The organism is Actinomadura violacea (genome assembly GCF_017573465.1).
Classification (GTDB): domain Bacteria; phylum Actinomycetota; class Actinomycetes; order Streptosporangiales; family Streptosporangiaceae; genus Spirillospora; species Spirillospora violacea.
In genome coordinates this window covers 83,360-96,921 of sequence record NZ_JAGEPF010000005.1, presented here as the reverse complement: position 1 = coordinate 96,921, position 13,562 = coordinate 83,360, and the positions used below count along the sequence as shown (strand labels likewise).

The 13,562-nt window shown below is 73.4% G+C and carries 12 protein-coding genes; 8 read left to right on the top strand and 4 right to left on the bottom strand.

Going from position 1 to position 13,562, the window contains the following annotated elements; translation table 11 throughout:
- The first annotated feature begins 96 nt into the window (after nucleotides 1-96).
- The 4 genes from J4709_RS08180 (at nucleotide 97) to J4709_RS08165 (ending at nucleotide 4,726) form a co-directional block, all read left to right on the top strand.
- On the top strand, nucleotides 97-1,521 hold the full coding sequence (locus J4709_RS08180) for an MFS transporter (protein ID WP_208238718.1): 1,425 nt from the start codon (nucleotides 97-99) through the stop codon (nucleotides 1,519-1,521).
- Nucleotides 1,518-2,927 (top strand): amidase, encoded by a 1,410-nt coding sequence (locus J4709_RS08175; protein WP_307801074.1) that lies wholly within the window; start codon nucleotides 1,518-1,520, stop codon nucleotides 2,925-2,927. The genes J4709_RS08180 and J4709_RS08175 overlap by 4 nt, the downstream gene beginning before the upstream one ends.
- 27 nt (nucleotides 2,928-2,954) lie before the next feature.
- Nucleotides 2,955-3,140, top strand: coding sequence for a hypothetical protein (locus J4709_RS08170; RefSeq protein ID WP_208238716.1), 186 nt, complete (start codon nucleotides 2,955-2,957; stop codon nucleotides 3,138-3,140).
- A 62-nt stretch (nucleotides 3,141-3,202) separates the two neighbouring features.
- Nucleotides 3,203-4,726 (top strand): class I adenylate-forming enzyme family protein, encoded by a 1,524-nt coding sequence (locus J4709_RS08165; protein WP_208238714.1) that lies wholly within the window; start codon nucleotides 3,203-3,205, stop codon nucleotides 4,724-4,726.
- Between the two features lie 49 nt (nucleotides 4,727-4,775).
- On the opposite strand, the gene J4709_RS08160 is transcribed toward J4709_RS08165, so the two are convergent.
- From J4709_RS08160 to J4709_RS08145, 4 genes are all read right to left on the bottom strand, one after another.
- Nucleotides 4,776-6,383, bottom strand: a complete 1,608-nt coding sequence (locus tag J4709_RS08160) for an AMP-binding protein (RefSeq protein ID WP_232383171.1) — start codon at nucleotides 6,381-6,383, stop codon at nucleotides 4,776-4,778.
- A 35-nt stretch (nucleotides 6,384-6,418) separates the two neighbouring features.
- Entirely contained in the window at nucleotides 6,419-7,297 is an 879-nt protein-coding gene (locus tag J4709_RS08155) for a cyclase family protein (RefSeq protein WP_208238712.1), read from the bottom strand.
- A gap of 26 nt (nucleotides 7,298-7,323) precedes the next feature.
- A complete protein-coding gene (locus J4709_RS08150) occupies nucleotides 7,324-8,061 on the bottom strand; it encodes an SDR family NAD(P)-dependent oxidoreductase (protein ID WP_208238710.1) in 738 nt (245 codons plus the stop codon).
- 226 nt (nucleotides 8,062-8,287) lie between these two features.
- The gene (locus tag J4709_RS08145) at nucleotides 8,288-9,031 is read right to left on the bottom strand and encodes a FadR/GntR family transcriptional regulator (protein ID WP_208238708.1); all 744 of its coding nucleotides are present in this window, start codon (nucleotides 9,029-9,031) and stop codon (nucleotides 8,288-8,290) included.
- Nucleotides 9,032-9,394: 363 nt separating this feature from the next.
- Between J4709_RS08145 and J4709_RS08140 the strand changes: the two genes are divergently transcribed.
- The 4 genes from J4709_RS08140 (at nucleotide 9,395) to J4709_RS08125 (ending at nucleotide 13,561) form a co-directional block, all read left to right on the top strand.
- Nucleotides 9,395-10,624 (top strand): MFS transporter, encoded by a 1,230-nt coding sequence (locus J4709_RS08140; RefSeq protein WP_208238706.1) that lies wholly within the window; start codon nucleotides 9,395-9,397, stop codon nucleotides 10,622-10,624.
- Between the two features lie 314 nt (nucleotides 10,625-10,938).
- Nucleotides 10,939-11,490, top strand: a complete 552-nt coding sequence (locus J4709_RS08135; protein WP_208238703.1) for a GNAT family N-acetyltransferase — start codon at nucleotides 10,939-10,941, stop codon at nucleotides 11,488-11,490.
- A gap of 26 nt (nucleotides 11,491-11,516) precedes the next feature.
- Nucleotides 11,517-12,149, top strand: coding sequence for an ABC transporter ATP-binding protein (locus tag J4709_RS08130; RefSeq protein WP_208238701.1), 633 nt, complete (start codon nucleotides 11,517-11,519; stop codon nucleotides 12,147-12,149).
- The gene (locus J4709_RS08125; protein ID WP_208238700.1) at nucleotides 12,146-13,561 is read left to right on the top strand and encodes a DUF6297 family protein; all 1,416 of its coding nucleotides are present in this window, start codon (nucleotides 12,146-12,148) and stop codon (nucleotides 13,559-13,561) included. The genes J4709_RS08130 and J4709_RS08125 overlap by 4 nt, the downstream gene beginning before the upstream one ends.
- Nucleotide 13,562 lies beyond the last annotated feature (1 nt).

Sequence of the window (13,562 nt, the reverse complement as noted above, 5' to 3'; positions counted from 1 at the left end):
CCTGCGTGAACCCTTGTCCTGCTCGGTAATCAAGGATACTTTTTTGGCCATCGGAGCCGCCCTCGGCAACTCCCGCCCACCCCCTGGAGGACCCGGATGGTCTCGCAGAAACCGCCATCGGAAGCCGGCGGACCCGGCGACGGCCCTGCGGGCGATGCGCCCCGCGGCGCGCACGCCCGGCAGCTGCGCAAGGTGACGCTGTCCGGCCTGCTGGGCACCGTCATCGAGTACTACGACTTCCTCATCTACAGCTCGATGGCCGCGCTGGTGTTCGGGGACCTGTTCTTCCCGTCGCTGAGCCCGGCCTCGTCCACCATCGCCGCGTTCGGCACGCTCGCCGCCGGCTACGTGGCCCGCCCCCTGGGCGGGCTGGTCTTCGGGCACTTCGGCGACCGCCTCGGCCGCAAGTCGATGCTGATGGTGACCATGGCCCTGATGGGGGTCGCGAGCTTCCTCATCGGCGTGCTGCCCACCTACGGCTCGATCGGCATCGCCGCTCCGCTGCTCCTGGTGCTGCTGCGCGTGGTGCAGGGCGTGGCGGTCGGCGGGGAGTGGGGCGGTGCGGCGCTGATGGTCGTCGAGCACGCCGGCTCCCGCCGCCGCGGGATGTGGGCGGGGATCATGCAGCTCGGGTCCCCGCTCGGCTCGCTGCTGTCCACCCTGGTGTTCACGCTGGTGAGCCTCCTGCCGGACGACAGCCTGCACTCTTGGGGGTGGCGGCTGCCGTTCCTGGTCAGCGCCCTGCTGCTGATGGTCGGCCTGTACGTCCGGCTGCGCGTGGTCGAGAGCCCGGTGTTCGAGGAGGCGATCGCCCGGACGAGCGCGGAGCGGCGCCCCAAGGCGCCGGCGCTGCAGGTGCTGCGCAACCCCCGCGCGCTCGTGCCGGCCTGCGCGGCGGGCATCGGGCCGTTCGCGCTCACCGCGCTGATCAGCTCGCACGTCATCGCCTACGGCAAGTCGATCGGCTACGACGTGTCGGACATCGCGCGGGCGCTGCTGCTGGTGGCGTGCGTCGGGATCGTCTGCATCCCGCTGTTCTCCACATGGTCGGACCGGATCGGGCGCCGCAAGGTCAGCCTCATCGGCGCGGCCGGCGCGGTCGTGTACGCGGTGCCGCTCTACGCGCTGATCAACACCGGCTCGGTGGTGCTGATGACGATCGGGCTGATGTTCGCCCAGGTGCTGCAGAACCTCATGTACGCCTCGCTGGCGCCGATGCTGTCGGAGATGTTCGGCACCACCGTCCGCTACACCGGCATCTCCCTCGGCTACCAGCTCGCCAGCCTGATCGGCGCCGGTTTCACGCCGCTGCTCGCCAGCGCCCTGGTCGCCGGCACCGGCGGTTCGAGCCTGCCGCTGAGCGGCATCGCCGCCGTCGCCGCGCTCATCACCGTCGGGGCGATCTGGCGCATCGCCGAGACCCGCGGCCGCGACCTCACCCGTGACCCGGCCGCCGTCTCGCTCGCCGAGGTCTCCGGCCACGGAATCGAGGTCGCGCTGGCCGACCGTCCGGAGCGGTGAGGAACCGGATGTACCTGACGATCGCCGACGCCGGCGCGGCGCTCCGGGCCGGCGAGACGACCTCGGTCGACCTGGTCCGCGCCGCGCTTGCGGTCGCGGACGCCCGCGACGCCGCGCTCGGCGTCCACCTCGCGCGGTTCGACGACGCGGCCCTGGCCGCCGCGGCCCGGGCGGACGCCGAACTCGCGGCCGGGGCCGACCGCGGTCCCCTGCACGGGATACCGATGGGGATCAAAGATCTCATCGCCGCCGCCGAAGGCGAGACCACCGCACAGAGCCTCGTCCTGGACCGGGAGTGGGGGAGGGAGAGGGACGCCCCCGCCGTCGCCCGGCTCCGCGCGGCCGGTGCCGTGATCACCGGGAAGACCACCACGATGGAGTTCGGGATCGGCGCGCCGGACCCGGCCAAGCCGTTCCCGGTACCCCGCAACCCCTGGAGCACCGCGCACTACCCCGGCGGTTCCAGCTCCGGGTCCGCCGCCGGCGTCGCGGCGGGCATGTTCCTCGGTGGCCTCGGCACCGACAGCGCCGGAAGCGTCCGCTACCCGGCGGCGCTCTGCGGCGTCACCGGCCTGAAACCGACGTTCGGCCGGGTGCCGAAGAACGGCTGCGTACCGCTCGGCCCCAGCTACGACCACGTCGGCCCGCTGGCCCGCACGGCCGAGGACTGCGCGGCGATCCTGACCGCCGTGGCCGGGCACGACGCCCGCGACACCGCCTCGTCCGACCGCCCCGCCGGCGACTACCGGGGCGCGCTGACCGGTTCGCTCGCCGGCCTGCGCATCGGCGTCGACCCGCTGCTCGGCAAGGCCCGGGAGCGGGCCGGTGAGCTGGACTCCGTGCTGGTCAAGGCCGTGGCCGAACTGCGCGCCGCCGGCGCGTCCGCGGTACCGATCAGGTTGCCGTACTACCGGGAGCTGACGACGGTCACGCGACTGGGCATGGCCGCCGAAGCCTTCGCCTACCACCGCAACGACCTGCGGCGCCGCTGGTCCGACTACGGTGCGGGAACCCGCCTGGCCCTGGCGAAGGGCGCGCTGCTGTCGGCGGCCGACTTCGTGCAACTGCAGCGCGTCCGCCGCGCCGGGCAGCGCGCGCTCGCCGAGCTGTTCACCGAGGTCGACCTCATCGTGACACCGACGGCGTCCTGCGGAGCACCTCGGATCGAGCACCTGGGCACCGACGACATGGCCGACGCGGCGCTCACCGCGTACTGGAACGCGGTCGGCAACCCCGTCCTGTCGGTTCCCATCGGCTTCACCCGCGACGGCCTGCCGCTCGGCATGCAGATCGCCGGCCGTCCGTTCGAGGAGGCCGCGGTGCTCGCCGCGGGACACGCCTACCAGCAGCGGACCGGCTGGCACCGGCGGGTGCCGGACCTGGTGCGTGACCTGCTCGCCGCCTGAGCGGCGCCCGCCCTGAGGAGGACGACGATGAACACCGAAGCGGCGACCGTGGTCGCGGCCCTGCTCGCCGCCGCGGGGCTGTCACCGACGCCGGAGGAGGCCGCGCGGCTCGCCGCCGCCTACCCCGGCTGGCAGGCCGAACTCGCCGCGCTCTACGACATGCCGGACGCCCGCTACGAGACGCCGGCGCTGGTCTTCCGGCCAGAGCCGTAGCCAGGGCGAACCGGTCACCGGGGCGGGCTGTAGAACAGAGGGACGAACGGAGGAGCGAGGACTTGGGCAAGGAACTCACGCTGCCGAACTGGCTGCGCACCATCGGCGCGCAACCGCACGGGGCGGACCGGCGGGCCGTCAAGGACGAGCGCGGAGAGTTGACGTTCGCCGGGCTCGTCACGGCGATGGACGCGGCGGCGGCCGGACTGCGGCACGCGGGAGTGCGGCCCGGAGACCGGGTCGTCACGGCGATGGAGCCGTCGATCCCGCACACCGTCGCCATCCTCGGCGCCCTCGCCGGCGGGATGGTCGCCGCGCCGCTGAACACCCGGCTGACGGCGCCGGAGGCGCGCGCCTACCTCGCCGCGCTCGAACCGTCGGTCGTGCTGGCCGACCCGGCGCACACGGCGCTCGCGCACGGCACCGGCCACCGGGTGATCGAACTGCCCGCCGCGGACCGGGCACTGCCGATGGACGAACGGCTGGCCCCGGTGCACGCCGCGGGCGGCGGCCCGCCCGCGCCGGGCGAGGACGACCTCGCGATCATCTTCGGGACCGGCGGCACGACCGGCGGCCCGAAGGGGGCCGTGCACTCCCACCGCAGCCTGTGGCTGTGGCTCAACACCTGCGTCCAGGGCAACCCCCGCACGCCCGCCGACGTCGAGCTGTTCTTCTCCCCGTTCTTCCACATCACGCTCGGCACGAATCTCCTCGCGCCGCTGCTGGCGGGCGGTGAGGTCTGGATCCAGCGGAGGTTCGACGCGGCCGAGGCGCTCGCGGCGATCGACCGCGGCGCGAGCAGGCTCATGGGCGCGCCCACGATGTTTGCCGCGCTGCGTGCGCGGCCGGAGTTCGCCGCCACCCGGCGCGAGAACGTCACCGCGATCCGCTTCGGGTCCGCGCCGTCCACCGACGACTTCGTGCAGGGCCTGCTGAGGGACTTCCCCAACGCCCGGATCAGGGCCGGGTTCGGAGCCACCGAGTTCGGCTCGGTGATGGGCTTCGACCACGAGGACCTGCTGGCCGGCCGCTTCACCGGGGTGGGCAGGCCGCTGCCCGGCGCCACCGTCCGCATCCTCGGCGCGGACGGCCGCGAGGCCCCGCCCGGCGTCGTCGGCGACCTGGTCGTCTCCTGCCCGTGGCAGACCCGCGGCTACTACGGCCTCGCCGAGGAGACCGCCGCGACCTTCCGGCCGGACGGCGTCCACATCGGGGACCTCGCGTCCCGGACCGAGGACGGCTGGGTGTTCATCGCCGGCCGCCGCAAGGAAATGATCATCAGCGGCGGTGAGAACGTCTACCCGCGGGAGGTGGAGGAGGTGATCCTCCGCCATCCGCGCGTGGCCGACGCGATCGTGTACGGCATGCCCGACGAGCGCTGGGGCGAGCGGGTCGAGGTCAGCGTCGTCGCCGTGCCGGGCGAACCGGTCGGGCTGGCGGAGATCCGCGACCACTGCCGCACCGAGCTGGCCGGCTACAAGATCCCCAAGTCGCTGCGCGTGCGCACCGCGATCCCGCTCACCGCGAACAACAAGCCGGACCGCCGCCGGGCCCAAGCCGACGCGCTCGCCCACGAGCGCGGATGAGCGGAGGTGGTGCGGCCGGCCCGGCCGCACCACCCCATCGCGCCCGCCTTCATCGCGCTCGCCGCGCCAGGTCCCGCAGCTCGGCCTTGCGGACCTTCCCGGTCGACGTCTTCGGCAGGGCGGCGAACCGGATCTCCCTCGGCACCTTGAAATGCGCCAGCCGGTCCCGCAGCCACGCGATCAGCTCCGCCCCGGTCGCCTCGGCCCCGTCCCGGACGCGGACGAAGGCGACGGGCGTCTCGCCCCAGCGCTCGTCCGGCCTGGCGACCACCGCCGCCTCGGCCACCGCCGGGTGGTCCAGCAGCGCGTTCTCCACCTCGATCGAGGCGATGTTCTCCCCGCCGCTGATGATGACGTCCTTGAGCCGGTCCCGGACCTCGATGTACCCGTCGGGATGGCGGACGGCGACGTCGCCGGTGTGCAGCCAGCCGCCCTTGAACGCGGCGGCGGTCGCGTCCGGGTCGTCGAGGTAATGCGACATCACCGTGTTCGAGCGGATCACCAGCTCACCGAGCGTCACCCCGTCGGCGGGCACGTCGTCGAAGGCCGCGGTCACCACGCGCGCCGACTCGACGTTCACCGTCCGCACGCCCTGGCGCGCCATCATCGTCGCCAGGCCGGCGGGGTCGAGTTCCCGCCACTCGGGTCGCGGCACGCACACCAAGGACGGCCCGTACGTCTCGGTCATCCCGTACCGGTGCACGACGTCGACGCCCAGGCGGGACATCGCCGCGATCGCCGACGGGGACGGCGCGGCGCCGCCCACCGCGAACGACACCCGCTGCGCGAACCGGGCTCCGCCGCGCGAACCGCTCTGCGCGACCAGCGAGTCGAGCACCACCGGCGCCCCGCACAGATGCGTCACCCGCTCGCGCTCGATGAGGTCGAGGACGCGTTCCGGGTCCACCTTGCGCAAGGCGATGTGCCGCGCGCCCGCCGCCGTCACCGCCCACGTGTAGCACCAGCCGTTGCAATGGAACATCGGCAACGTCCACAGGTACCGCGAGTCGGCCCGCAGGCCCGCGGACACCACCTGCCCGAGCGCGTTCAGGTAGCCGCCGCGGTGGGTGTACACCACGCCCTTCGGCCCGCCCGTCGTCCCCGAGGTGAAATTGACCGCGAGCGGCTGGCGTTCGTCGCGGGGAAGCCGCAGCGGCGTCGGCCGGGCCGTGCGCAGCCAGTCCTCGTACCCGCCCGGATCAGCGGTGCCGTCCGGCCCGATCGTGACGACGGCTCGCAGCGCCGGGACGCGGTCTGCGATCTCCGCGACCTGCCCGGCGAGCGAATGGTCCACGATCAGCGCCTTGGCGCCCGCGAGACGCAGCACGGTCTCGTACTCCCGCGGCGAGAGCCGCGTGTTCAGCGCGACGAGGGCGCACCCGGCGCCGGGAACGCCGTAATGCGCCTCCAGCAGCGGAAGGTCGTTGGGCGCGAGCACCGCGACCCGGTCGCCGGCACCGAGACCCAGTTCCGCCAGGCCGCCCGCCAGCCGCCGCGCCCGGTCCAGCATCCGCGACCACGACACCCGCTCGCCGGCGTCCGTGATCAACCCGGTGCCGTCGCCGGCGACGTCGGCCGCGCGATGCAGGAAGCTGAGGGGACTGAGCGGCACGTCGTTCGCCGCATCGATGAAGGTCTCGTCGTGCCGCCGGTCCATGCTCGTCTCCTCCTCGCTCCCGCCCGGCCCCGCCGTCATACGACGGCGATCGGCCGCAACGGCGAACCCGTGCCGCCGCGGATCGTCAGCGGCAGCCCGACGAACAGGAACGTGGTGACCCCGTCCGCGGCCAGCTCCTCGCAGTTCACCCATTCCATGATGTGAACACCGTGCTGGTGCAGCAACAGCAGATGCACGGGCAGCGGATTGCGGGGGACCGGCGAGGGCCGCACCTCGAACGACATCGTGTCCGCGCCGACATAGCGCACGCCATGCGAGACCAGCCACTGCGCACCGTCCATCGCGACACCGCTGCCGCCACAGAACTCGGTGATGCGCGCAACGTCCGGCCAGAACTTCATCTGCCCGGTGCGGACCAGCACGATGTCGGACGCCCTGATGGTGACGCCCGCCGCGTCCGCGGCCCGCCGCAGATGCTCCTCGCCGATCGCGAAATGCGGCGGCAGCACGTCCATGCCGAGCGCGCGCGGCACGTCCAGCAGCACCCCGCGGCCCATGATCGGCGCGAGCTCCGACGCGTCGCCGCGCAGCGCACCGTGGTCGCCCAGCGCGGCGTTGGCCGACTCACCGCCGTGCCACTCGTCCTCGCTCCCGCACGTCACATGGCAGAGCGCGTCGATATGGGTCCCGGTGTGCAGGCTCCCGGACACCAGCTCGGAGACGTAACCGAACTCCACCTCGTTCTCATCGGGTTCGGCGAACGGGAACCGCCGCTCGACCCGCTGCCCGTGCGGCGAGTTGTAGGTGACGACCTCGAACCGCGGATAGCCGTCGAACGCGGGCATGTGCCGCCACCACCCCGACGACAGGTCGTACACCGCCCCCTTCGTCGGCACACCGAGGCTGCGCACCAGATCGGCGCCCGCACCGGGGGAAGGCTTCACAGAACTCATGGGCACGTCCTTACTGCGTGAGGGAATCAGGCGGTGACGGTCATCCCGGCGTCCACGGCGACGACCTGGCCGGTGATCGCCGCGGCCAGCGGGGAGAGCAGGAAGAGCACGGGCGCCGCCACCTCGCCCGGCCGCACCACCGCGCCGCGCGGCGTGCGGGCGACCATGCGCCGGCCCGTGTCCGAGACCAGGAAGTCCTTCATCCGCGGCGTCTCCACCAGACCGGGCGCGACCGCGTTCGCCCGGACCCCGTACGGCGCGGCGGCGGCGAGATGGCGGGTGTATCCGGCGACCCCGGCCTTCCCGGCGGCGTACCAGTCCACGCCCCCGCCGATCGCGTTGCCCGCGACCGAGGCGACGTTCACCACCGCTGCGGCCCGCTCACGGACCCGGTCCAGCCACGCCGACGTGACCAGCTCGACGATCCCGAGCACGCCCACGATGCCGTCGGTGAACGGCCGCGGCACCTGGCTCGGCGGGCCGGCGTTGTTCACCAGCAGCCCCGGCGTCCGCCAGGCGAGCGTCCGGTCCAGCGCCGCCGCCACCGCGGCCGGATCGGACGCATCGGCCCGCACGGGCAGTACCTCGCCAGCGAGCCGCGCGGCCTCCTCGGCCAGCCCGGACAACGCCCGGTCGTCGACGTCCCACGCGGCCACATCGACCCCGAGCTCGGCCGCCCCGAGGGCCACGGCACGACCGATGCCGCTGCCGGCCCCGGTCACCACGGCGCAGCTCCCGGCGTCGAACCCCATCCTGGTCAGCATGCAAACAAGTGTACTCTTTACGTACTTGGAGCGTCTAGATCGGCACTCTAGCTGAGAGCCACTCCAGTACGGCAGGGAGCCCGGCGCTAGATCGCTCAAACAAGTGCACTTAAATCGAGGGTTGGACGGCAGCTTCGATCGGACCGGGAACCGTCGGCCCAGGGTTCCTGCCGGACATGCCTGCCATCACTGGCCGGAGCGAGGGGCGCGCAGTGACGCCGGTCGGTCAGGCGTCCTGCTCGAGCAACGCGGCGATCGCCTGCAGGTGCCGGCGCATGCGGTACTGCCCTAGCGACCCGTCTCCGGCGACGATCGCGGCGACGATGGCCTCGTGCGCCTCGTGGGACTCCCTGGCCGCGTCGAGGTGCCCCTCGCCGTCGGCCTCCGGGGCCCCCCATTCCCGCTGCACGAAATCCTCGTCGAGTTGAGCCAGCACTTCCACGAACAAGGTTATCGCCGCGTTTCCGGCGAGTTCCGCGATAACGCGATGCAGATTACGTGCATGCCCGCGGGCGACGCCCTGCTCGATCAACTCCGCCTCGACCCGGAGCGCGTCCTTCAGAACCGTGATCCCCGATTCCGTCAGTTTATCGGCGGCGGCCGCTATCGCGGCGAGCTCCAATGCCATCCGCGCTTCGAACAGGTTCTGCCGGCTGACCGCCACATGCCGCAGATACACCCGCGCGGCGTTGCGCACCACGCCCGGATCGGGCTCGGTCACGACCAGTCCACCGCCCGGACCTGGGCGCATGGAGGCGATCTGCTGGTGCTCGACGAGCCGGACCGCTTCCCGGAACACCGCCCTGCTCACGCCGTACCGCTCGATGAGGTCGGTTTCCGAGCCGAGCACCGAACCGATCTGGACACCGTTTTCGATGATGTCATTCTCGATCAGCTCGGCGACCTTTTCCGCCAGGCGCCGATTCCCGGTCCGCGCACGCCCGGGCTTCGGCTTCTGCTCGCCGGTCATCCATCGGCCCCCGTCTGTCCACGTCCGCGCGCACGGTTCGCCACCGAATGATAGCCCACGCTTTCGCGCAGCGGCGTTCCGTCACGGACCCCGAGACGGCAGAAGGATCGGGAAGCCCGCCGGTCCGAAACACGGCCATGGTCCGGCGACCTGCCCGGCCGACCGCGCCCGCGCGCGGCCAGACGTCGTCGGTCGGGGCGTGACCGGCCGGCCGTCGCAGGCATCGCCTGGAGGATGCTCCTACTCGCCTGCCGATAAGGGCGCGAGGTATCTGCGCTTCTGACAATTGTCGCTGGTCGTGTGCGCTTTGTACGGTGCTGATCATTGCCTGGACGGGTTCTCCCCACCGGCGGCGGAGGGGTCGTGGTCTTCGGGACGCGCTTCGGTGACCTGCTGGCGCTTTCGGGCGTCCGGTTGCCCGTGTTGTCGGTGCTGGGACGGCTGCCCGCGGCGATCTGCCCGATCGGCACGCTGGTGCTGGTCAGCGAGAACAGCGGTAGCGTCGCGGCGGCGGGGACGGTGTCGGGCGTGCTGGCGCTGGGGCAGGCGGTCGGCGGCCCCGTGGTCGGCCGGCTGTCGGACCGGCGGGGACAGCGTTTCGTCGTGTCCATCGCCGCCGCGCTCAACGCCCTGGCCATCGTCCTGCTCGTCGCCGCCGCGCTGTCGGACCGGCCGGTCGCCGTCCAGGCCGCGTGCGCCGGATGCGCGGGGGCCGTGACGCCGCAGATCGGGCCGCTGTCGCGGACCCGGTGGCTCACGTTGACCAGCGGGCATCCCGATGAGCGGCGGCTCGTGGCGGCCGCGTTGTCGGGGGACGGCACGCTCGACGAGATCTCCTTCACCGTGGGGCCGGCGATCGCGGGCGTGCTGGCCGCGCTGGTCGACCCGGCGGCGGGGATGCTGCTGGCGGCCGTGCTGGTCGCCGGGTGCGGCATCCCGTTCGCGTTGCATCCCGCCGGCCGTCCGGCCGCGGCGCCGGGAAGGGGTCAGGAGGACCGGACCCGCGACCGGGCGCCGCTGCTGTCGGGCGGACTGGTGATCTTGTGTGCCGGGATGGCCGCACAGGGCGTCTTCTACGGGTCGGTGCAGATCGGGCTGGCCGCCCTGACCGAGCGGCTCGGCCATCCGGAGGCGGCCGGGCTGCTGTACGGGCTGATGGGCGGGGTGAGCGCGGCGGCCGGGCTGGTCGTCACGGTGTTCCCTGGCCGGCTCGACCTCACCGCACGGCTCAAGCTGACCGCGCTCGGTCTGGTCGCGGCGACGGTGCCGCTGCTCGCGGTGCACGGCATGGCCGGCCTCACCCTGGCGATGGCGCTGATCGGGCTGCCGATCGCCCCGTACGTGGTCACGCTGTTCGGCCTCGCCGAACGAACGGTGCCCCGCAGCCGCATGGGCGAGGCGATGTCCGTCCTGGTCGCCGGGATCATCGTCCCGCAGGCGATCGGCACCACCGTCGCGGGCCGGCTGGCCGGCGCCCACGGCCCGGCCGCCGCGTTCGCCCTGACCTGCTCGGCGACGGTCATGGCCGCGCTCCTCGCCGCGACCGCCGTCACCACCGGGCGCTTCCCCCGACCGCATGACGCAGGGCGCTGAAACGCCACCCGGTGCGGCGGGCGGGGGGACCACCCGGACAATGATCACAAACGGTCCCCGTCATCGGAGGAGAACTGTGCTCATGCCCGCGAGCGCCGCGCCGGCACCTCCCCGACGGCGACGGCGAGGTCCCGGACCGGTCGGCTCGATCATCGTCGCGGAGCTGGTCCTTCCCCTCGCGGTGCTGTGGGCGCCTTCGACACCGGGTTCGCCAGCATCCGCTCCTGCCGCTCCCTCAACCGCAGCGAACCCACGCACGTGTCGCTTCAAGGGCGCCACCCTCGGAACGCGTCGATGAGCACAGGGAGGACCACATGATCAAAGGTGAACTGGTCGGACTGCGGGCTCGGCACGACGAGGACGTTCCCGTGCTCCAGGCCGAACTGTACGACGATGTGCCGGTCCGCTCGCGCGCCGACTCCCGCCCCTGGCGGCCGATTCCGCCCGGGGCCGCCGCGTCGCCGTATGCCGTGTCAGGCCCCGCCGACGATGTGGCGTTCTTCTCGGTGGTCGAGTCGGAGTCGGGGGAGTTGGCGGGGGAGGCGCTGCTGTGGGGGATCGACGCCCACAACCGTTCGGCTCACCTGGGCCTGGCGCTGCGTCCGGCTTTCCGGGGCCGCGGGCTGGGCACCGACGTGGTGCGGGTTCTGTGCCATTACGGCTTCGTGGTCTGCGGCCTGCACCGGCTCCAGATGGAAACGCTCGCCGACAACACCGCGATGCTGGCGGCCGCGAAGTCGGTCGGGTTCGCGGTGGAGGGAACCCTCCGGCAGGCGGCCTGGGCCTATGGCGCGTTCGCCGACCAGACCCTCCTCGGCCTGCTCGCCGAGGACTGGCCCACGGACCCGCGACGACCCTCGGAATGACCGTGGGCGCACGAAGCGGAAACGGAATGCGGCGGGCGAGCGAAGCGGTCATTGAGGCCGTCGACGTGCGGCTCGACCTGGGCGGCGGGCCGGTGCTTGCCGGGGTCGACCTTCGCGTGGACCGGGGCGACATCGTGGCCGTGCTCGGGGAGAACGGGTCCGGGAAATCGACGTTGCTGCGGTGCCTGGCGGGGCTGCAACCCGGAGTGTCCGGCGAGATCCGGGTGTTCCAGAGGCCGCCGGTGGACGCGGCGTGGTTCTGGCGCGACGTCGCATGCGTCGCCGACGAGCCGGCCTGGTATCCGGGGCTGACCGTCCGCGAGCATCTGGAGATGATGCCGGCGGTGCACGGTGAGGCGCGGATGCGGGTCGATGCGGCACTGGACGCCTTCGGGCTGACGAAGCGGGCGGACATGGCGCCGCTGGCGATGTCGACGGGGCAGCGGCAGCGGTTGTCGATGGCGATGGCGATGATCAGGCCGAGCCGGCTGCTGCTGCTGGACGAGCCGGAGCGCGGCCTGGACCCGGCGTTCCGGGAGCGCCTCGCGGCGGCCGTGACCGGCTACACGGCGGAAGGCGGCACGGTGGTGATGGCCACGCACGACCTCCCGCTCGTCGAGGCCACCGGCGCCCGGCCGGTGACGCTGGAGGCGGCGTGAAGACCTGGTCCGACCGGTACACGGCCGTGCTCGGCGCCGCGATGGCGGTGCTGCTGCTGGCCCCCGCCGGGGCCGCGGCGCTGGCGAACGTCCCGGGGCAGGTCGAGCCGTCCCGGGCCGGCGCCGGCATCGCGCTGGTCGCGCTGGCATATGCGGGATATCTCGCGCTGGCACGCGTGTTCGGCCCGGTCGCCACGTCCGCGGCCGACGCGGCGTGGCTGGTGCTGTCACCGCTGCCGCGCCGCCGCGTGCTGCGCAGAACGGTCATGGTTCTGGGAGCGGTGTCGCTGGTCGCCGGGCTGGTGGTCGCGCTGGGCCTGCTGTCGGCGACCGGCGTCCAAGGACAACTGGCGCTTCGGCTGCTCGTCGCGGTGGTGCTGGGGACGTCGGTGACCGTCGGCGGGATGGCGGTCGCCGTCCTGGCACAGGCGTCCTCAGCCTGGGACGGATGGCTGCTGGCGGCCATCGTCGTCGCGGTGGTCCTCGCGGTGCTCGCGGCCATCCACGGTGCCGCGACGCCGTCGCCGGCGGTGACGGCCGCCGCAGCGAGCGCGTCCGCCGTCGCGGCGGCCGCGTTGGCCCGGCGGGCGTGGGCGGCGCTCGAACGCGTCCCCGCGCACCGCATCCTGGAGGCTTCGACACGGACCGGCAACGTGGCGACCGCGGCGGTCGTCATGGATCCGGGCGCGCTGACCTGGATCATCGAGGACGCCCACTGGCGGCGGCAGGAACTGCGTTCGCGGCCGTTGCCGCGCCGGCTGCGCGGTGCGCCGGCGCTCGCGTGGGCCGAGTGGCGCCGTCTCGTGCGGCGTCCGCCCCGATTGGCGGTGCTGACCGCTTCTTCCGCGCTGCCCGCTGTCGCGGCCCACGCAGGCGGGCGCCTCACACCGGTCGCGGTGGTCGCGGTCGCCGTCGGTGCCCTGGCCGCCGCGGCGGCGTGCACGGCGGGGGCGCGGCGCGACGTGCACGACCCGAGCCTGCCGCGGCTCGCCGCCGCCGGCGGCAGGCCCCTGCTGGTCGCCCGGTCGGTGCTGCCCGCGCTGGCCGGCGGCGCATGGCTGGGCTCGGCGCTGGCCGGACTCTCCATGGTCGGCGCGCTCGGCGCCGGGCCGTGGTGGCTGTTCGGCCCGGCGGCCGCACCGGCCCTCGCCGCCGGGGCCCTGCGGATGGCGCGGCGCCGCCCCATCGATCACTCGATGCCGGTCATCCCCACCCCGGTCGGCGCACTGCCCACGGGCCCGATCATCTGGGCGCTGACCGGCGCCGACCTGGCCTCACTCGGTTGCGCGCCCCTCCTGACCGCCTTGACCGGCCACCCCGCCGCGCTCGGTCCGCTCCTGATCGTCCAAGGACTGTTCGGGACGGCCGTCGCCGCCGCCTTCCTGCTCACCACCCGCCCCCGCCCGCACTGAC

What these genes read in the sequence shown, in the direction of transcription:
- J4709_RS08130 (WP_208238701.1), top strand. Translation starts at nt 11,517, where the DNA reads ATGCGGCGGGCGAGCGAAGCGGTCATTGAGGCCGTCGACGTGCGGCTC.
- J4709_RS08180 (WP_208238718.1), top strand. Translation starts at nt 97, where the DNA reads ATGGTCTCGCAGAAACCGCCATCGGAAGCCGGCGGACCCGGCGACGGC.
- J4709_RS08150 (WP_208238710.1), bottom strand. Translation starts at nt 8,061, where the DNA reads ATGCTGACCAGGATGGGGTTCGACGCCGGGAGCTGCGCCGTGGTGACC.
- J4709_RS08145 (WP_208238708.1), bottom strand. Translation starts at nt 9,031, where the DNA reads ATGACCGGCGAGCAGAAGCCGAAGCCCGGGCGTGCGCGGACCGGGAAT.
- J4709_RS08135 (WP_208238703.1), top strand. Translation starts at nt 10,939, where the DNA reads ATGATCAAAGGTGAACTGGTCGGACTGCGGGCTCGGCACGACGAGGAC.
- J4709_RS08160 (WP_232383171.1), bottom strand. Translation starts at nt 6,383, where the DNA reads ATGGACCGGCGGCACGACGAGACCTTCATCGATGCGGCGAACGACGTG.
- J4709_RS08170 (WP_208238716.1), top strand. Translation starts at nt 2,955, where the DNA reads ATGAACACCGAAGCGGCGACCGTGGTCGCGGCCCTGCTCGCCGCCGCG.
- J4709_RS08155 (WP_208238712.1), bottom strand. Translation starts at nt 7,297, where the DNA reads ATGAGTTCTGTGAAGCCTTCCCCCGGTGCGGGCGCCGATCTGGTGCGC.